The organism is Rhizobium leucaenae USDA 9039 (assembly GCF_000426285.1).
Classification (GTDB): Bacteria; Pseudomonadota; Alphaproteobacteria; order Rhizobiales; family Rhizobiaceae; genus Rhizobium; species Rhizobium leucaenae.
The window spans coordinates 1-18,510 of sequence record NZ_AUFB01000054.1; the positions used below are offsets into that span (position 1 = coordinate 1).

Genomic DNA, 18,510 nt, shown 5'->3' on the forward strand with positions numbered 1-18,510 from the left:
CAAGGGCCAGTTTAACCCAGCCGCCGCTGCGCGCTGCAGATTATCCTGCACCGTGCTACGCGCAATTCCCAACACGACGGCAATCTCACGCGAGCTGGTTCCGCTTGCTGCAAGCCGCAGCATTTGTCGCAAATGTCTCATGGTCAGCCTTCTCTTTGCCGGCATCAAAATCCCCTCGTTCACCGCGAGGTATTTGATGCCAAAGTTGCTGACCCAGGGAGTGATGTTCAGTGTCGAAAACTGGCCGGTCTTTGATCGGAACGGTGGCCGGCTTCAAATCGGAATGGTGGCCGGTCTTTGATCGGATTGGCGGCCGGCTTCACGTCGGAATCCGCACTCTCCATTCGTTTCGACCACGGATGATGCGCTGCATACCGAGACCCATTCGCGCCGAAGGTCTCCATGACCTTCAGCACTTGTCCAGCATGGTCGGTCTTTTCTAATACGATGCGGGCAGCCGATATCCGTTCCTGGATACCAGGCGCGTCATTGATCACGTCTGCGAAACCTGCTGAACCCGCCAGCTCGCTATCGACAAAGCTGGCCATCAGCCGTAACAGCTCACCGCGATATCGTGGCGTGACGTTGTCTGGCGACGATAGAACACCACCTTGGGCGACATACTCTTCGATGGGGATCGTATCGGACATCATTGACCTCCAATTCGCTTAAGCCTGGCCTACTGATCGTAGCTAACGACCAGATTGTCGGTGAGCGGGAAGCACTGGCACGTCAGAACGTAACCTTGACGGACCTCGTAATCCTCCAAGGCATGATTGACTTCCATCTCGACCTCACCTTCGAGGACCTTTGCTCGGCAGGTCGAACAGACCCCCGCTTTGCAGGCGTAGGGGGCGTCCATGTTGTTTTCGAGCGCAGCGTCAAGCAGCCTCTGACCATGCTTCGGGAAATTGAATGTTCGCGTCGCACCATCCAACGTGATCGTGGCTCGACACGTCGCTGCATGGTCGGCACCGGCTGCAGACACCGCCTTCTGCCGCGCCCGACCAGACTGCGAGGACGCGAAAAGCTCGAACTTGATTTGGTCGTCACGAAGGCCGTGCTCTTTCAATGATCCCGCGATGGCCAACATCATGGGTTCTGGACCACAGATGAAGACCGTCGTTACCGACGTAAGGTCAATCCATCCCTTGAACAGCGCGGCACACTTCTGCGCGTCCACACGACCGGTGAACAGGTCGATGTCTTGCGCTTCGCTTTCCAGGACGTGCAGAATCGAAAGCCTGCCGAGGTAGATGTTTTTCAGGTCTTCCAGCTCTTCACGGAACATGATCGAGCTGATCTGTCGGTTCGCATAGACCAGGGTGAACCGGGCCTTCGGCTCCCGTGACAGAACGGTTTTGATAATCGAAAGAACCGGCGTGATGCCGCTTCCTCCGGCAAACCCGAGATAATGGCGCGGTGCATCGGGGTCGAGAGCAGTGAAAAACGTTCCCATCGGAGGCATGGCTTCAAGGATGTCGCCAGCCTTCAAATTCTCATTCACCCAGGTTGAGAAGGAGCCGCCATCAACGCGCTTGATGCCTACCTTAAGGACACCCTCGTCCTTGCCAGCACAAATCGAATAAGACCGGCGAAGTTCCTCTTCATCGAACTTTCGGCGAAATGTCAGATATTGGCCCTGGGTGAAGTCGAAGATCGAGCGATCTTCGTCGGAGGGCTTGAGTGTGACGACGACGGCATCTCGCGTCTCGCGGCGGACGTCGGTTACAGTAAGCGAATGAAATCTTGCCATATGCCAGCCCTCGGGTCAGATGCACTTGAAGTAGTCGAAGGGTTCGAGACAATCGCTACAGCGGTAGCTCGCCTTGCAAGGCGTGGAACCGAACTGGCTGACTTTCTCGGTGTTGGTCGATCCGCAACGAGGACACGCAATTGTCAGGTTCGAGCGGCCTGAAAGCCGATCAATCCGTTTCATCAGCACGCCATCGGCAGCGGTGCCATCAATTGGCGGCGCGATCCCATACGTCCGGAGTTTTTCGCGGCCTTCGGCCGTGATCCAGTCCGTGGTCCACGCAGGAGAAAGCCTGCGCTCAAGTCGAACCTTATCAAGCCCCTTCTCGGTCAGCGCACGCTCGATGTCGACGTTGATGATCGACGTTGCGGGACACCCCGAGTAGGTTGGAGTTACCGTGACGACCAGTTCATCTTCTCGCCATTCGACATCGCGAACGATGCCGAGTTCGGTCAGCGAAATGACTGGTATCTCCGGATCCGGCACGTCCGAAAGCCAGCACCAAACCTCTTCAACTGAAGGACGGACTGCCGTGGCCATGAGCGCCTCCTACCAGACCGCGCCCGGGTAGGCCCGCTGAAGAAACTGCATTTCCGTGAGAATGAATCCGAGATGCTCGGTATGGATGCCATGGCGACCACCCTTATGCATGTATCCATCGTCCGGCTTCTTAAGTGTCGCTTCGGAAAGCGTCTCCGAGATGATCTCGTCCCACCCGGACTTCAGGCTTTCCGGATGTGGGATGACACCAGCGGTCGAAAGGCTCTGCTCGACGTCGTCGCTTGCGAACATCTCGCCTGTGTAGGGCCAGAGATCGTTGAGAGCCTCCTGCATTCGTCGATGGCTCTCGTCGGTCCCGTCACCTAAACGAATGACTACGTCTCGGCTGCGTTCAAGGTGATACGCAACTTCCTTGAATGTCTTCTCCGCGATTTCCGCGATCCTTCGTTCGGTGGAATTCTGCAGGGCTTTCATGAGCAGGTAGTGCGCGGTATCGAAGAGGAACTGACGCATCAGCGTCTTCCCGAAGTCGCCATTTGGTCGTTCGACAAGCAGGATGTTCCGGAACTCGTTGCCGTCACGCAGGTACGCCAAGTCATCAGCGGACCTGCCCTTCCCTTCGATTTGACCCGCCAAACCAAGCCAGAGCTGTGTCTCCCCAATGAGGTCGAGGGCCGTGTTCGACAGCGCGATGTCCTCCTCCAATGCCGGAGAATGCCCGCACCACTCCGATACCCGATGACCGAGAATCAAAGCGTTGTCGCCTAGGCGGACAAGGAATTCGAAAAGAGCGGCCTGGTCGACCGCTGGCTTGAGGTCGCTTTCCATCACATGTGCCCTACTTCGTCCGGAATTTTGAAGAACGTCGGGTGACGGTAGACCTTAGAGTTCGACGGATCGAACAATGGACCCTTTTCGGAAGGTGCACTGGCCGTGATGTCGCTGGACTTTACGACCCAGATACTGACGCCCTCATTGCGACGCGTATAAACATCGCGGGCGTTGTGTACGGCCATTTCCGCATCGGGAGCGTGCAAGCTTCCGACATGGCGGTGATTTAGACCGTGTTGGCCACGGATGAAGACTTCCCAAAGCGGCCATTCGTTGGACATGTTCCTATCTCCCATTTGCGCCCACAGGCCTCACTCAGCTGCGATCTTTGAAGCGGTTCGACGGTCTGCCATCTTGTTGGCATGAGCGGTCAACCCATCTCGGAACCATGCTCCGTCATCCCACGCCTTCTTCCTCGCGTTCAGGCGCTCTGCATTGCAGGGACCGTTACCCGCGATGACGTTGAAGAATTCTTCCCAGTCGGGTTCGCCGAAATCGTAGCCGCCCTTTTCCTCGTTCCACTTGAGGTCCGGATCAGGAACAGTGAGACGGAGGTATTTGGCTTGCGGCACTGTCTGATCGACGAATTTCTGGCGAAGCTCATCGTTCGAGTTCTGCTTGATCTTCCATGCCATGGACTGAGCCGAATGGACGGAGGCATCATCGGAGGGGCCGAACATCATAAGCGACGGCCACCACCAGCGATTGAATGCATCCTGAACCATCGCCTTTTGCGCCGGTGTGCCCTTCACCATGCGCATGAGCGCGTCATAACCCTGCCGCTGGTGAAAGCTCTCCTCTTTGCAGATGCGGATCATGGCCCGCGAATACGGACCATAGGAACAACGCTGCAAGGGAACCTGGTTCATGATGGCCGCGCCATCGACCAACCACCCGATGGTTCCAATGTCAGCCCACGTCAGCGTCGGATAGTTGAAGATCGACGAGTATTTTGCCTTCCCCGAATGGAGCTGCTCGTACATCTCGTCGCGGGAAACCCCGAGAGTTTCCGCCGCGCAGTAGAGGTATAGACCATGGCCAGCCTCGTCCTGAACTTTCGCCAGAAGAATGGCTTTACGTTCGAGGGTCGGAGCACGAGTGATCCAGTTTCCCTCAGGCAGCTGCCCGACAATCTCAGAATGAGCATGCTGGCTGATTTGACGAACCAATGTCTTACGGTATCCCTCCGGCATCCATTCCTTCGGCTCGATCTTCTGGCCTGCATCGACGCGCTCCTGGAAGCCACGCTCAACAGGATCCATCTCGTCGAGAGACCTGACCCGAGCCACGTCGGTCTTTACCATCTGTGCATACATGGTCTTTCCTCCTGGTTCGCGCGTCAGACGCGCTCGATGATCATCGCAATGCCCTGACCGACGCCAATGCACATCATGCAGAGAGCGTAACGACCGCCTTGACGGTGGAGCTGGTACGCTGCCGTGGTCACAAGGCGTGCACCGCTCATTCCCAATGGGTGCCCCATAGCAATCGCACCTCCATTCGGATTGACGTGCGAGGCGTCATCCGGAAGATGAAGGTCGCGAAGAACAGCAAGCGCTTGAGAAGCAAAGGCTTCATTCAGCTCAATGACATCCATTTGATCGAGGGTGAGCCCCGCTCTTTCGAGAACGCGACGAGCTGCCGGGGCCGGGCCAACACCCATGATACGGGGTTCAACGCCGGCTGCGGCCATCGCTACTACGCGGGCTTTAGGCGTCAAACCCTGAGCCTTTGCCATCGCTTCACTCGCAATCAGCAGAGCGCCCGCGCCATCGTTGACGCCAGAAGCGTTTCCCGCTGTCACCGGAAGATCATGACCATTGACGCCCTTCAACTTGGCCAGCTGGTCAGGTGTTGTGCCCGGCCTCGGATGTTCATCGCGGTCAACGATGATCGGGTCGCCCTTCCTCTGCGCGACAGATACAGGGATTATCTCGTCAGCGAATATTCCTGCCTCTTGGGCGGCCGACCAGCGCGCCTGGCTCCTGGCCGCGAAGGCGTCCTGATCTTCCCGGCTCACATGAAAATCGGCAGCGACATTGTCGGCCGTCTCAGGCATTGAATCGACGCCGAAAGCCTTCTTCATCTTGGGGTTGACGAAGCGCCATCCGATCGTCGTATCGTAAACAGCGTTGGAACGAGAAAACGCCGATTCCGCTTTCGGCATGACGAACGGCGCACGGCTCATGCTTTCTACGCCACCAGCAATGACAAACTCACAGTCGCCGGACCTGATCGCACGCGCCGCCATGCCCACAGCATCCATTCCCGAGCCGCAAAGACGGTTAATCGTGGTTCCCGGAACGGTGAGGGGCATGCCAGAGAGAAGCACGGCCATACGCCCGACATTGCGGTTGTCTTCGCCCGCCTGATTGGCGCACCCGAAGATGAGGTCGTCGACCTTAGCCCAATCGACCTGAGGGTTGCGGGCCATCAATGCGGCCAAGGGGATTGCGGCCAAATCATCGGCACGTACCGACGACAGTAGACCGGCATAACGACCAATCGGCGTTCGTATGGCGTCACAAATGTATGCTTGGCTCACGCCTTCCTCCTCGATGCGACAATGTCAGCAAATTTAACCGACCGTTCGGTCACCTTATTAGCATTCGATATGTCACATATCAAATCAATTTTTTAGCTTTCGTGTGACATTTCATGTGGCATTTGAAAGTCACAGCAGCGTTCGCCTCAGCCCTAGATAGGATGGCGCCGCCGTCGAACATGAGGTGATCCAATAGACGAGCGGCCGTCACGCCGTACCGGGAAAGGCGGGCTACCTCGGCATCAGTCGTATGGTGATATTACTGCAACGCCGACTAGACGGTTTCGATGCTTTTGAAGCGATTGCGCGCGGTGATCGGTGCCATGAACGCTAACCTGGACCAGGACGCCAAAATCGGTTCCTGCGACATCCAAACGTTGAGAAACTCGTTGTCAGTCATCGCCACCGGGGTATAGGCCCGATCCTCGATGAAGGGGAAGACGTTCGGATCGCCGACGACATGCGCGTGACAATCCCAAACCGCCTTCGGCACGATGATGCCTTTAGGAGCAGATTGCGGGTGCGGTTTAAGCGCTATCTGATCTTGACCAACGTTGAGCATTGCAAGCCTCCTGCATTTTCGAACACGAGAACAATGGCTGATGGCGACCGGTCAATTATGCGGAAAATAATTCCACCACAGGAAACTTGATCGCGGGTGGGCTAGGTCGAGTATGCCTGCAGTTGGTTTTCACGTGTTGTAGTGGCGTGCGTTTGCTGGAGCAACGGTCCGCCTTCATTGACGAACATCAGACCAATTTGTCGATCAGCAGCTACCGACCATTCCAGGTACCGCTTGGAAAACAACCTACGAGCCTGGAGGCCCGGCCAATCGTCCGGCAACGCAGCAAGAGGCAGGTTCGGATCGCGCAGCACGATAGATCGGAAATCGTGTACCAGCAGAAGGCGCAGAGACAGCGCGTCCAGACCTGTCACCTGACCGGTAGGCAAGTTCGAGTATCGATCAATAAAGGCGCGGTAAGACTCTGCCAGCGGTGCCAAGGCAAAACGTTCCCCCGCGAACCTGCCGAGGAAAGCCTCGCCTTCGCTTATGCTTGCATCGAATACGAGCGTGTTCGCATTCATCGTGGATGGAAGGGGTCTCAGACCGACCAGCATGTCCCCGGTGAGGCGAGCATATCCATGCCGTTCAAGATCGCGAACTTCATCTTCGATGGCCACGCCGGTGAGGCAAATGAATCGCCACCGGTCGTGATCGCCAGGAGAAAAGAGCTGCTGGGCGGCAAGCGAAAACTCAACCCGAGCCGAGGGGGTCAATCTGTAAAAGCTGCGTTTGCCCGACCGCTCCCCAACAAGCTGGCCGCCGCGAACGAGCCTCGAAACGGCTGTCCGAACCAAGGTCTCACTAATGCCCACTGCGCCGCAAACCTCGATCAAATTGCCGATCCAGACGACGCCGCCGCGAGGTTCCACAGCGTCGCCATAGACCGTCACGATAAAGCTGGCAGCTTTGATAGGCTTATCGTCTAAGAGGGCCGATACAGCCTTTTCCGCTGACGAACGTCCCTTGCTATTCTCTTCGGCCAATCGGCGGCGCTCCACGCGAGGATAAGCCATCCTCATAACGCCACGGCCATAGGAAATTCAAGATAAAGCGACTTCGCTAATACCGGCGAGGATATGATCCTCGCACATCGACCTGTGGATTGTCCTGCAAGAACAAGCGTAAGGGAGCGTCGTCCTGATGCCCCTGCGCCTCAACGAGATAGAAATGGCGGTCCAAAGTGGATTTTGCCGGACGTTCGTAGACGGTCAGGACGTTGATATTTGCCCGAAACATGGAGGTCATAAATGGCGTAAAATCGCTGTCGTCCAACTCGACAACCATCGACGTTTTGTCGTTTCCCGTAGGTGCAGACCCTGTGCGGCCAAGCACCCACCATCGGGTGACATTATGCGGGCCTTCTTCGATATCATCGACGAGCGTAGCCAGTTTATAAATGTCTGCCCCAGTTCTGGGCCCGAATGATCCCTTATCGGCTATAGTGCTCTCGGCAACCAAGCTCGCCGCCCGCCCGCCCGTTGATACTTCGATGCGCCTTACATTCGGCAGCTCACGGTCAAGCCAAGGACGCACTTCTTCGAACGCGACCGGATGAGCATATATCTCTGCAAGGTCTTCGAGTTTCGTCCCAGGCTTCACTATAAGGCTGTAGCCGAGCATCTTTGGATACTCTGCAATGACGCGCATACCTTTCATCGAAAGCGCCAGGTCCATATAGGGCGTAACACCGACTATGGATGTGGTTACGGGAAGGCAGATGAGGTCTACCCTGCCCTCGTCGCATGCGCTTACCATCTCATCACGAGATAACGGCACCTTCTCGGCAAGCGGGAAAAGGTCGATACAAGCCTGATGCGTCCACGATCCAGCGGGTCCGAGGTAAGCGACCTTGCCGTGGAAGACCTTGAAATCTGTTGACATTGTGAGCCCGACACTTCGATTGCGGAGATTGCGGTCTATAAAAGGTGGCGTCTCCGCCTCTCTTGTCTGGCCACCTACCGTAGGATTTGTGCCAGAAAGTCCTGCGCACGGGGCGTTCTTGGATTGCCAAAGAACTCTTCCGGCGGGGCTTCTTCGACAATCGATCCGCGGTCCATGAAGATGACGCGGTCGGCAACCTCACGAGCAAAGCCCATTTCATGAGTGACGCACACCATGGTCATACCGCCCTGCGCAAGACCGACCATCGTATCGAGAACTTCCTTGACCATCTCCGGGTCGAGCGCCGATGTCGGCTCGTCCAGAAGGAGGATTTTCGGCTTCATGCACATCGCGCGTGCAATCGCAACGCGCTGCTGCTGGCCGCCCGAAAGCTGTGAAGGGTACTTCAATGCCTGTTCTGCGATTCGCACCCTGCTAAGGAAATGCATCGCAACTTCCTTGGCATCCTGGCGACTCATACCCTTCACTGACATCGGAGCGAGTAGACAGTTTTCCAACACGCTCATGTGCGGGAAGAGATTAAAGCTTTGGAACACCATTCCAACTTCACGCCGAATTTGGTCTCTGTTCGCTTTCACCTTGTCGAGGGGAACGCCGTTGACCACGATAGTACCAGCATCGTGGCTTTCGATCCCGTTCATGCAGCGGATTAGCGTGGACTTTCCAGAACCGGACGGCCCGCAGATGACGAGTTTTTCCCCCGAAGCGATCTCAAGATTAACATCACTCAAGGCCTGGAAGGGCCCGAAACGTTTGCCAACCCCTACGACCTTAATTTGGCCGGATTGTCCATTTTCGCCCGCCGTTTGTTCCTTAGCCAATGCACTGTTGGTCATATTCGGTTCCTTTCTCGTACCACCAAGTTCAAGCGTGAACAGCTTCAGTTTGCTGCAGCGGCGTGGGGTTGAGGGTTTTCATGTTTTCGAGCGAAAGGCGCTGCTCCAGCCGTCTCAACAACCACGAAAGGGTGGTCGTTATGCAGAAGTAGATTGCACCGGCTGTCAGAAAGATTTCGTACGGTGCATACGTGTTGGAGACTTCGAGGCGAGCAACCCCGGTGAGGTCCATGAGCGTGACGGTGCTGGCAAGCGACGTAGCCTTGACCGTCAAAATGATCTCGTTCTCGTAGGCTGGAAGGGCCGCGCGAATGGCGAGCGGGATCGTCACTTTCCTCTGCGTCTGGCACCAGGACAGGCCTAGGGCGTAAGCTGCCTCCACGGGTCCCTTTGCGATCAGTCGGAGTGCACCCGAGATAATTTCGGCTGTATAAGCCGCCGAGTTCAAGCCCAGAGCGATAATCACACACCAAAATGGATCACGAAGAATCGGCCAAAGAGCAGAATTCCGAACGAAGCCGAGCTGTCCCATGCCGTAATAGACCAGGAACACCTGCAAGAGTGACGGGATGCCCCGGATAAGCAGGATGTAGGTGTTGGCCGGTCCGTGGAGCCATACGCTCTGAGCGTTGCGAGCGTATGCAATCGGGATCGCCAGGATCATGCCCAGCAAAAGGATAAGGATGGCAAGTTTGCCGGTCAGCCCAACGCCTTCGATGAGCTTTGGGAAGGCATCAGACATCAATTGAAAGTCAAGCATCTCTGGCCTCCTTTATGCAAAGCCGCGATCAGCTCGCTTACGAGCGTATCGGAGGCCCAAAGTCGCCACACCCGTCAAAATCAAATAGATGACGGCAGCCGCGGAGTAGACGTAGAATGGTTGGCGTGTCGCTCCCGATACGACGGAGGAAGCACGCAGAAGCTCTTCCAAGCCAATAACCGAGATCAGCGATGTCTGTTTAAGAAGAATGATGGACAGATTGCCGAAGCCCGGGAGCGCAAGCCGCCAGGCCTGGGGCATCACAATCTTGATGAAACAGAGCTTGCTGCTCAACCCGAGAGCCATTGCCGCTTCGGTTTGTCCACGTGGGACCTGGCGGATGGCACCGCGAATAATGTCACTCGCATAGGCGCCAAAAATGAAGGCCAACGCGCAGACACCCGCTGTGAACCCGTTCACGTCGACGTAGTCGCCGGTCAGTTTCGTGAGGGCAACCGTGCTTCCGAAATAGATCAGGTAGATGATGATCAGGTCGGGAACGCCCCGAACAATCGCCGTGTAAGCCTCCACGGCATATCGAAAGGGACGGCTCGCATAGGTTTTAACCGCGCCAAGGAACACCCCCAACACCGTGCCCACAATCAGCGCCGCTATGGTCACGGCGACACTGACCATCGCTCCGTTGAGAAGCTGAATGCCGTATCCTGAAAAAACAGTCATAGCGCCTCCCTTTCCGCGCTAAAGCGAGCGCCTTTTTCAATGAGCAGACGGCGGATCGGCGCGTTCTTAAACGCCTGCAAGTTCCCATCCGACGTGCGCTCGCGGGCGTATACGATCCAGACGTCGTCCGGTGAGCCAATGATCTCGTCGACCCGCACGCGGTCGGGAAATTGCTCAGCATATTCCAGATAAACGAGCGCCGAGTCATACGCGCCGTTCAATAGGTTGTCGAAGATGATCGGGAGCGAGACGCCAGGGATAAGGGTCTCCCACTTGTCGTGATCTATGTAGCTCTCGGTCGCAGGAGACAACAGTCCAATGGTCTTGGGATTTTCAACGTCTTTGCGGGTCAGGACAGCAAGTTCTTTGCTGCGAGAGATGAAGGAATCGACAGCAAACATCTTATTGAAATGGGCTCCCATGGTCTCCGGAGTTTCCGGATGGACGGCGCATTGCACCACAAAATCAAAATCACCGTTCAGAAGACCTTTGGTTGCCACGTCAAAGTTCGGAACCAGTTCGATCCGAGCGTTTTCAATCCCATGAAAACGAATATACTCGTTGGTCACGCGTTCGTGGTTCGTCCCTTTCGGGCCGAAGGTAGCGAAAGTGATCATTTGGGCACCTATCAAAAAAACAGATGAAGCGGCGATCTGATCGCCGCTTCGCTGGACGTCGTTTGCCTTACATCAGCTTGAACTTGAAATACTTGGAGGTGATCTGGTCGTATTTGCCGTTGGCGAAGATCGCATCGAGCGCCGCGTTCACCTGTTTCAGAAGCTCGGCGTCGTCCTTGCGCAACGCAATGGCATTGCCCTCACCCAGAACGCCGCCGGAGTATTCCTGGCCCACGAGACCAAAATTTGCAGCTTCAGGAGTTGCAAGGAAGCCGACCATCGACGTAACGCGGTTTGCGATCATCAGGTCGACGCGACCAGCGATGAGGTCCATCTCAGGATCGGTCGTCTTGTCGTAGCGTACGATTTCCGAGTCCTTGTAGTTGTCGGTCAGGAAAGTGTCCTGGCTGCTGCCGCGCTGAACACCAATACGCTTGCCAGCCAGAGCGGCGGGGGAGGTGTCGGGATAAGTGCCCTTGGCAGCAACAAACTGGCTGGTCGTGTTTTTGTACTTCTTCGAGAACGCAACCTGCTGCTTGCGCTTCTCGGTTACCGTCATGCTCGCGACGATCATGTCGTACTTCTTCGCATTCAGGCCTGGGATGATACCGTCCCATTCTTGAGCGACGATTTCACACTTGACCTTCATTTCTTCGCAAAGGGCGTTGGCGATATCGACGTCCCAACCAGTCAGTTTGCCCTGTTCGTCGACGAAGCTCCAAGGCTTGTAGGTGCCCTCGGTGGCGATGCGGAGATCACGGGCCATGACGGTGGTCGAGAGAGCGCCAAGCGCTACGACCGACATTGCCAAGACGGACTTGAGTTTTCGGAATTCCATCATTTCGTTCCCTCTTTTTTTGGCTCGTCATTGAGCTGTCATGATTGTTTGTCCGTTCACCCTGTCCGGTCAATGTGACCGTAAATATTTTCATCACAGGAAAACAAACGACAATTTTTGCCGAGTTGGAGAGCAAACTTAACGTGGTATTTTCGTGCGTTATATGGCCGGTCTAAAGTGTAAAGTTATCTGGACTTCACGAGGTGAAAATCGAGCCACGACGCTTGGAGCCGTCATTCGTCACGGCAAACAGAAGCCAAAACGTGATCAACTCCGGTAGTTAGACCGGCAGAGCTGTGGTGTATTTTACCGCTTTCAGCGCGAAGTGGGAGGATGAGGTTAGGACAGCATCGTGGGTCAGGATGCCCTTCATGAGTAGTGTTTCATACTCACGGACATCGCCGACGACTGCCCGTATCAGATAGTCCCACTCACCCGACATCGAGTAACATTCCAGCACTTCCCGATGGCTGTCTATGAACCGTTCGAAGTCACGTCGTGCGCCAGGATCATGTGATTTCATCCGCACCTGGCAAAACACGTTGAGGCCTTTGTCGATAGCATCAGCATCCACCAGTCGCACTGTCTTGGTCAGCACCCCCGCCTCTTGGAGCTTTGTAATCCGTCTCCAGCAAGACGCGGCGGAGGCCCCTACTTTTTGTGCGAGCTGTGCCTGACTGATATCGCCCTGCTCCTGCACAGCTCTGAGGATTGCTCTATCGACCGAGTCTAGCGTGATCTTTTCCATTCACCTTTCCCCGCATCTGTGAACGATCTATTTCATTTCCTACACCAGACCGGCCAACATTGAAAGGAATCCGGCGCCCGATTTTAATATCCTGTTCCGAACGAATTTCGGAAGGACGACATGGATCACGTCGCTATCAAATCGCACGAGCGAAACTCACCAGATGAGCAGATCGACTGGCGCAAAGCCGCATACTACCTTCAGCTCTCTCGGGCTCTCGATGAAATGGAAGAGACGCGCCTCGTCCCGGAGAAGAAGGTCCTTTATCAATTTTCCGCTCGCGGACATGACATGGCTCAAATTCTTTTGGGCATGCAGCTGACCGGATCGCACGATGCTACTTGCGGATATTACCGCTCCCGGCCCCTTCTCCTGTCTCTTGGCGTCGATCCTGTTGATGCGCTTGGCTCCGCGATGGGCCGCGCGGGCGGATACTCAGACGGCCGCGACATCGGTGTAGTATTCAATTATCCCAACCTCTCGGGTGCATCCGCGCTCCCGATGTGCGGTGGTGTTGGAGCGCAATACACGCCCACTGCAGGCTGGGCCCAGGCGATGAACTACTATGCCAAGACGCTTGGAAAAGCCGAATATGCGAAGGACATCGGGGTGGTGCTCGGTGGCGACGGGTCGGTTGCCTCGAACGGCTTTTGGGCGGCGATCACCGCCGCCACAACTCAATCGCTCCCGATGTTGTTCTACATCGAGGACAACGGCTTCGGCATCTCCGTTCCTTCAACCGTCCAGACGCCGGGCGGGAATATCGCTGCCAACCTGGCGAGCTGGAAAAATCTTAAAATCTTCGACGGTGATGGCTGCGACCCGGCAGCCGCCGCTCGCCTTACTAAAGAAGCTGTTGCGTTTGTGCGCGATCAGCGCAAGCCAGCCATGCTGCGACTGACCGTTCCACGCCTGCAAGGACATAGTTTCCAGGATACTCAGACCTACAAGAGCGAAGACACGGTAAAACAGGAGTGGGATCGTGATCCCTTCCCCCGTTTGAAAGAATATCTTGTCCCGGCTGTCATGACGGCTGACGAGTGGGACGAAACAGAAAGCAGTGCACGACAGGCTGCCGAAATGGCTCGGGAAGCCGCCGAAGCCCGACCTGTAGCCGACCCTTCGACCCTTACGAATAATGTTTTCTTTAGTGGCGAAATGCAGGTCATGGGCGGTCAGCACCGTGACGGCTATGTCGCGCCGCAGAGCACCGAGACGCCTGAGCCATCCGGTGCGCGGATGAACATGGTAACCGCGATCCGAAAGACACTTGATCATGAGATGTCAATCAACGAACGCGTCGTGATCTTCGGTGAGGATATTGGCCCCAAGGGCGGCGTTCATGCCGTTACGCTTGGTCTTCAGGAGAAATTCGGCATCGAGCGCGTGTTTGACACCTCCCTGTCAGAAGAAGGCATCATCGGTCGCGCCGTCGGCATGGCCCTTGCTGGCCTTGTACCCGTGCCCGAAATTCAATTCCGCAAGTACGCTGAACCGGCGACCGAACAGTTGAATGACTGTGGTACCATCCGCTGGCGCACAAATAACCGCTTCGCCGCACCCATCGTCGTGCGCATGCCTGGTGGTTTCTTCAAGTGCGGCGACCCTTGGCACAGTCAGACGAACGAGGTCGCTTTTGTGCACCAGCCCGGCTGGAAAGTCGCGGTCCCCTCGAACGCAGAGGATGCGGTAGGGCTGCTTCGCACATCGCTGCGGGGCAATGATCCCGTTATCTTCTTCGAACATCGCGCCATGCTTGACCACGCTTGGGCTCGACGCCGCTACCCTGGCGACAACTTCACACTGCCGTTCGGGAAAGCGAAATTCACCCGCACCGGCAACGACATCACCATCGTAACATGGGGTGCTATGGTCCAACGTTGTGAGGAGGCGGCAGAAGGTATCTCAGCTGATGTGATCGACCTTCGCACGCTGATGCCTTGGGATCAGGACGCTGTCCTGACCTCGGTGAGGAAGACGCGGCGTTGCCTCATTATTCACGAGGATTTGGGATCGGCTGGTTTCGGCGCTGAAATCTCTGCCGTTGTCGCCGACAGAGCTTTCATGGACTTAGATGCCCCCGTTTCCCGCCTCACCATGCCGGATATTCCCAGCCCGCATAACCCTATCCTTCTAGACTGGGCGGTTCCTTCGGTCGAACGTATCTCCAAACGTATCAACGAGCTTCTGGAGTTCTAAGTATGGCCGACGTAATTGATATCCTTGCTCCTATTGAGCAGGAAGGGACCAAGTCCGTTGTTCGGAATTGGCTGAAGGAGATTGGTGACAACGTCGTTGAAGGCGATGCGCTGGTTGAGCTGGAAACCGACAAGGTAACGCAAGAGGTACCTGCCCCTTGCGACGGCATTCTGACCGAGATCACTATGACCAATGGCGTTGACGCGACGCCAGGCTCGATCCTTGGCCGCCTCACATGCGGTAGCACTTCGGTGATGCCGACGGCAGCAGCAACCAGCCCAGTGGTTGTAGTCGCAGAAGCAACACCGAACGAGCACTACTCACCAGCAGTGAGACGGGCGGCATCGGAATATGGCATTGATCCGTCAACGGTTAGCGGCACCGGCAAGGGCGGACGCGTGACCAGAGCCGATATGGACCTAGCCAACGAAGGGAAGCCCAAAAAGGCTGTGGCACCGGTCGCAGCACCTCTTGCTACGGTCGCTCCTGTGCAAGCAGGCGCCACTTCACCAACTCCCGCCCAGGTCATGGGCTTGGAGACCGGCTCCTCTCGTAAGGTGCCGCACTCATCAATGCGCCTGGCCATCGCCAAGCATATGTCGCACTCCCTTTCGACAGCGCCTCAGGTCACTGCGGTGTTCGAAGCGGACTTCACAGCGATTGTGCGCCATCGCGACGCAAACAAGTCTCGTATGAAGGCTGAGGGCGTCAATCTATCGTACACTGCGTACATCGTGGCTGCGTGCGTCGCCGCCGTGAAGGTAGTGCCCGAGATCAACAGCCAGTGGCACGACGAAAGTCTTGAGGTTTTCGGAGACGTCAACATTGGCGTCGGCACCGCGCTGGGAGACAAGGGCTTGGTAGTCCCTGTGATCCGGCAGGCCCAGCACCTGTCCCTGCAGGGTATAGCAGCTCGTCTGCAGGACATGACAAATAAGGCGCGGTCCAACACGTTGAAAGGCGATGACCTCAAGGGTGGGACATTCACCATCTCCAACCACGGCGTTTCAGGTTCCCTGCTCGCAGCTCCAATTATCATCAATCAGCCCCAATCGGCGATTCTCGGAGTGGGCAAGCTGGAAAAACGGGTCGTCGTCCGCGAAGTCGATGGTGTCGATACCATCCAGATTCGCCCGATGGCTTATGTATCTCTGACGATTGACCATCGCTCCCTCGACGGTCACCAGACCAATACGTGGCTAACGGAATTCGTGCGGACGCTGGAGACATGGTCCTAATGAGCGCCAAGTATGATTTCGACGTCATCATCATCGGTGGCGGACCAGGCGGCTACGCCTGCGCGGTCCGGGCCGCTCAGTTTGGTTTGAAGACCGCATGTGTAGAGGGCCGAGAGACATTGGGAGGCACCTGCCTGAACGTGGGTTGCATACCGTCGAAGGCATTGCTCAACGCTTCGCACTTTTATCACGCGGCAGCCCATGGCACCTGGTCCAGCTTCGGAATAAAAGCCGAAAGCGTCTCACTCGATCTGCCGACGATGATGTTGCAGAAGGACGAGACGGTCCGCAGCCTCACCAAGGGTATCGAGTTCCTGTTCAAGAAGAATAAAGTGGAGCTGCTACATGGCTGGGCGCGGTTCGAAGACGCTCATGCAATTTCAGTCTCAGGAAAACGTCACACTGCGAAATCCATAATTATCGCGACAGGGTCAGACCCCTCACCCTTCCGTTCGGTTGAGATCAACAACGACGGCGGCGTCGTGGTCGACTCTACGGGAGCGCTTACTCTGAAATCCGTTCCAAAACGTCTCATAGTTGTAGGTGGCGGAGTGATTGGTCTCGAACTCGGCTCCGTTTGGAGCAGGCTTGGTGCGGAGGTGACAGTCCTGGAGTACCTGGACGAGATTTTACCGGGAATGGACAGCGATGTTCGCAAGACGATGAGGCAACTGCTGCAGAAGCAAGGCTTCAAGATCAGAACATCGGTTGAAGTCCAGACCATCGACCGGGCTGACTCCTCTGCGAAAGTCTCTTTTAAAGAAAAAGGGAAGCTCGAAGAGATCGAGGCCGATACCGTTCTTATCGCCACCGGACGGCGTCCCAACACTTCTGAGCTCGGGCTTGAGATCGTCGGCATCACGGTCGACGAGCGCGGCTTTATCCCCGTTGACCGCGTGGCGAGAACCGCAATCGAGGGCGTTTACGCCATCGGCGATGTCACCGCTGGCCCGATGCTGGCGCACCGTGCCGAGGACGATGGCATCGCGCTGGCTGAACGTCTGGCGGGCATACTACGCGACGTTAATCACGACGTCATCCCTGCTGTGGTTTATACAGACCCAGAGGTCGCCAGTGTTGGTCTAACGGAGGACGCTCTCAAGTTGTCGGGTCGATCCTACAAAGTTTCAAAATTCCCCATGGTCGCCAACAGCCGAGCAAAGGCGAATCGGGAGACCGATGGTTTTGTCAAACTGATCGCGGACGAAAAGACTGATGTCGTTTTGGGGGCGCACATCATCTCTTCGGTCGCTGGGACGATGATTGGCCAGATAGCCCAAGCGATGGAGTTTGGCGCAACAGCCGAGGACGTGGCATACACTTGTCATGCCCATCCGACGCACAGCGAAGCGATTAAGGAAGCCGCGCTCGGCATCGGCGGAAGTCCTATCCATGCTTGACGCGTTCGACGCCCCGCCAGCTCTTACTATGGACGCTAAAACACTCTACAGTGCATGGAAAATGGAGTAGGAAAGCCGTGCATGATGGAAAGAAGAAAGTCGTAGAGGGCAAACGGGTAAAGCGCGGTGCTCTTTCCATGATGATCCGTCCGAACACGCAGGATGAGGTCGACGAAAAGGCGACTCCATCCGCAAGTTCCTCCTCGTCCGTCAAAGCTCCCTCCGGTGAGGCTCTGGCCGTTGCTGTTGGCAAGGAGATCAAAAGTCTCCGGCTGAGCTTGAGCATGGCAGCCAATCAGTTGGCTGAAGCGGCAGGACTTTCAAACGGCATGCTATCGAAGATCGAACGCGGAACGACAACACCCTCCTTTGGAACATTGGTCGCCATTTCGGCTGCTCTCAAGGTCCCGGTCGCCCGCCTTTTTGCGAGCCACGAGCAACGTGCTGACTACTCCCTGGTGAGGGCCGGAAAAGGCATTTCGGTCCAGCGGCGGGGCTCGAAGGTCGGGCTAGACTATGAACTTCTCGGGCACCTGCTGTCAGGGGAGAAGTATGTTGAGCCATACCTTGTCACTCTGAGCAGCGACTCCAGTGTCAGCCCAGGGTTTCAGCACACCGGGATCGAGTTCATGTACGTCCTCGAAGGTTCGATGGTCTACCGATATGCGGATGCCTTGGTTGAGTTGCGCCCCGGCGATACGATGGTGTTCGACGCAAATTCAATTCATGGCCATGAAAAGCTTATCAACGCGCCAGTAAAGTACCTGTCAGTGGTCTTTAATCTCCGCGCCTAGAGCGTTTCTGATTTTATTTGAATCGCGGATTCCCTTTTGTTGTCGAATGTGATTCAAGATGCTGGCTGAGAGGAGGTCAGCATCGATGGTCGCACCTCTTTCGAATGATCTGCGTGAACGTGTCGTGGGCGCTGCTGCGGCGGGAGAGAGCTGCCGCTCGGTGGCGGCGCGGTTCGGTGTCTCGGTCTCATCTGTCGTGAAGTGGTCGCAGCGCTATCGCCGCAGCGGCTCCGTCGCGCCCAGTCAGATGGGCGGGCATCGCAAGCGTCTTTTGGAACCGCATCGCGCTTTCATAGCCG

Annotated in this window: 21 protein-coding genes and 1 pseudogene; 5 read left to right on the forward strand and 17 right to left on the reverse strand. The window is 56.3% G+C overall.

The features are described from left to right. The 17 genes and pseudogenes from K290_RS36945 to K290_RS0131790 form a co-directional block, all read right to left on the reverse strand. Positions 1–165, reverse strand: a 165-nt coding sequence (locus tag K290_RS36945) for a sigma factor-like helix-turn-helix DNA-binding protein (RefSeq protein WP_202595646.1), incomplete at its 3' end; no start/stop codon positions are given. A 146-nt stretch (positions 166–311) separates the two neighbouring features. Continuing rightward, a pseudogene (locus tag K290_RS35545) lies at positions 312–650 on the reverse strand (Phenylacetic acid catabolic protein); the annotation flags it as partial. Between the two features lie 29 nt (positions 651–679). Next, entirely contained in the window at positions 680–1,756 is a 1,077-nt protein-coding gene (locus K290_RS0131720) for a 2Fe-2S iron-sulfur cluster-binding protein (protein WP_028755237.1), read from the reverse strand. A 15-nt stretch (positions 1,757–1,771) separates the two neighbouring features. Next, positions 1,772–2,296 carry a 1,2-phenylacetyl-CoA epoxidase subunit PaaD gene (paaD, locus tag K290_RS0131725; protein WP_028755238.1) on the reverse strand — a complete coding sequence of 175 codons (525 nt, stop codon included), beginning with the start codon at positions 2,294–2,296 and terminating at the stop codon, positions 1,772–1,774. Positions 2,297–2,305: 9 nt separating this feature from the next. Further along, positions 2,306–3,085, reverse strand: coding sequence for a 1,2-phenylacetyl-CoA epoxidase subunit PaaC (paaC, locus tag K290_RS0131730; protein ID WP_028755239.1), 780 nt, complete (start codon positions 3,083–3,085; stop codon positions 2,306–2,308). Continuing rightward, on the reverse strand, positions 3,085–3,369 hold the full coding sequence (paaB, locus tag K290_RS0131735; RefSeq protein ID WP_028755240.1) for a 1,2-phenylacetyl-CoA epoxidase subunit PaaB: 285 nt from the start codon (positions 3,367–3,369) through the stop codon (positions 3,085–3,087). The genes paaC and paaB overlap by 1 nt, the downstream gene beginning before the upstream one ends. A gap of 30 nt (positions 3,370–3,399) precedes the next feature. Continuing rightward, positions 3,400–4,404 carry a 1,2-phenylacetyl-CoA epoxidase subunit PaaA gene (paaA, locus tag K290_RS0131740; RefSeq protein WP_028755241.1) on the reverse strand — a complete coding sequence of 335 codons (1,005 nt, stop codon included), beginning with the start codon at positions 4,402–4,404 and terminating at the stop codon, positions 3,400–3,402. Between the two features lie 23 nt (positions 4,405–4,427). After that, on the reverse strand, positions 4,428–5,633 hold the full coding sequence (gene pcaF / locus K290_RS0131745) for a 3-oxoadipyl-CoA thiolase (RefSeq protein WP_028755242.1): 1,206 nt from the start codon (positions 5,631–5,633) through the stop codon (positions 4,428–4,430). A 274-nt stretch (positions 5,634–5,907) separates the two neighbouring features. Next, a complete protein-coding gene (locus tag K290_RS36010) occupies positions 5,908–6,195 on the reverse strand; it encodes a hypothetical protein (protein WP_028755243.1) in 288 nt (95 codons plus the stop codon). A 101-nt stretch (positions 6,196–6,296) separates the two neighbouring features. After that, positions 6,297–7,181 carry a PaaX family transcriptional regulator C-terminal domain-containing protein gene (locus K290_RS0131755; protein WP_028755244.1) on the reverse strand — a complete coding sequence of 295 codons (885 nt, stop codon included), beginning with the start codon at positions 7,179–7,181 and terminating at the stop codon, positions 6,297–6,299. A 76-nt stretch (positions 7,182–7,257) separates the two neighbouring features. Further along, a complete protein-coding gene (locus tag K290_RS35555) occupies positions 7,258–8,079 on the reverse strand; it encodes a prephenate dehydratase (RefSeq protein ID WP_051264268.1) in 822 nt (273 codons plus the stop codon). 74 nt (positions 8,080–8,153) lie between these two features. Then, entirely contained in the window at positions 8,154–8,936 is a 783-nt protein-coding gene (locus K290_RS0131765; protein ID WP_037136728.1) for an amino acid ABC transporter ATP-binding protein, read from the reverse strand. Between the two features lie 28 nt (positions 8,937–8,964). Further along, positions 8,965–9,696 carry an ABC transporter permease gene (locus tag K290_RS0131770; RefSeq protein ID WP_028755246.1) on the reverse strand — a complete coding sequence of 244 codons (732 nt, stop codon included), beginning with the start codon at positions 9,694–9,696 and terminating at the stop codon, positions 8,965–8,967. Between the two features lie 12 nt (positions 9,697–9,708). Then, positions 9,709–10,377, reverse strand: coding sequence for an ABC transporter permease (locus K290_RS0131775; RefSeq protein WP_028755247.1), 669 nt, complete (start codon positions 10,375–10,377; stop codon positions 9,709–9,711). Beyond that, positions 10,374–10,994, reverse strand: a complete 621-nt coding sequence (locus K290_RS0131780) for a hypothetical protein (RefSeq protein WP_028755248.1) — start codon at positions 10,992–10,994, stop codon at positions 10,374–10,376. Before K290_RS0131780 ends, K290_RS0131775 begins: the two co-directional genes overlap by 4 nt. A gap of 67 nt (positions 10,995–11,061) precedes the next feature. Continuing rightward, positions 11,062–11,835 (reverse strand): transporter substrate-binding domain-containing protein, encoded by a 774-nt coding sequence (locus K290_RS0131785; RefSeq protein WP_037136731.1) that lies wholly within the window; start codon positions 11,833–11,835, stop codon positions 11,062–11,064. A gap of 277 nt (positions 11,836–12,112) precedes the next feature. Then, positions 12,113–12,580 carry an Lrp/AsnC family transcriptional regulator gene (locus K290_RS0131790; protein WP_028755250.1) on the reverse strand — a complete coding sequence of 156 codons (468 nt, stop codon included), beginning with the start codon at positions 12,578–12,580 and terminating at the stop codon, positions 12,113–12,115. 120 nt (positions 12,581–12,700) lie between these two features. On the opposite strand from K290_RS0131790, the gene K290_RS0131795 reads away from it, so the two are divergent. The 5 genes from K290_RS0131795 to K290_RS0131815 form a co-directional block, all read left to right on the forward strand. After that, entirely contained in the window at positions 12,701–14,779 is a 2,079-nt protein-coding gene (locus K290_RS0131795) for an alpha-ketoacid dehydrogenase subunit alpha/beta (protein ID WP_028755251.1), read from the forward strand. A 2-nt stretch (positions 14,780–14,781) separates the two neighbouring features. Next, a complete protein-coding gene (locus K290_RS0131800; RefSeq protein WP_028755252.1) occupies positions 14,782–16,017 on the forward strand; it encodes a dihydrolipoamide acetyltransferase family protein in 1,236 nt (411 codons plus the stop codon). Next, positions 16,017–17,417, forward strand: a complete 1,401-nt coding sequence (gene lpdA, locus K290_RS0131805) for a dihydrolipoyl dehydrogenase (protein ID WP_028755253.1) — start codon at positions 16,017–16,019, stop codon at positions 17,415–17,417. The genes K290_RS0131800 and lpdA overlap by 1 nt, the downstream gene beginning before the upstream one ends. A gap of 77 nt (positions 17,418–17,494) precedes the next feature. Continuing rightward, positions 17,495–18,211: a helix-turn-helix domain-containing protein gene (locus K290_RS0131810; RefSeq protein ID WP_028755254.1), complete on the forward strand. Its 717-nt coding sequence runs from the start codon at positions 17,495–17,497 to the stop codon at positions 18,209–18,211. An 85-nt stretch (positions 18,212–18,296) separates the two neighbouring features. Beyond that, on the forward strand, positions 18,297–18,510 hold a 214-nt coding region (locus K290_RS0131815; RefSeq protein ID WP_028755255.1), incomplete at its 3' end, for a helix-turn-helix domain-containing protein.